The organism is Caldisalinibacter kiritimatiensis (genome assembly GCF_000387765.1).
Taxonomy (GTDB): Bacteria; Bacillota; Clostridia; order Tissierellales; family Caldisalinibacteraceae; genus Caldisalinibacter; species Caldisalinibacter kiritimatiensis.
On sequence record NZ_ARZA01000023.1, the window covers coordinates 1 to 371 of the forward strand.

A 371-nucleotide genomic window follows, 5' to 3' on the forward strand; every position below is an offset into this window, starting at 1 on the left:
CTTGTAATTTTAAAATTCTAAGTTTTTTTAATTCATTTAATAATTGATTTATTTTTGTAATGTCATTATCGTTTCTTATAGAATATTTTGCTCCATTAAATTTATATATTTCTATTTCAGTAAATAAATCTACTTTGTTATAATTTTTATATTCTTTTAATACAAGTTTTTCAAAGGTACCTAATCCTTTTACTGTTGTAATAATTGTAAACAACAATATTACACTTATAATAGTTAAACTAACCTTTTTAATCATTATCCCTCCTCAACCTACACTTTCTATAACTCAATGTTCCATATACTATAAATGCAATTTAATTCCTTTATCTATTATTATACCTTATATAATACCTATTTACCATATTCTGTTA

The 371-nt window shown here is 20.5% G+C and carries 1 protein-coding gene; it reads right to left on the reverse strand.

Features of this window, described 5'->3' with window-relative positions; genetic code table 11:
• A partial coding sequence (locus tag L21TH_RS00795; protein WP_034428896.1) for a hypothetical protein occupies window positions 1-256 on the reverse strand: 256 nt, incomplete at its 3' end.
• Window positions 257-371 lie beyond the last annotated feature (115 nt).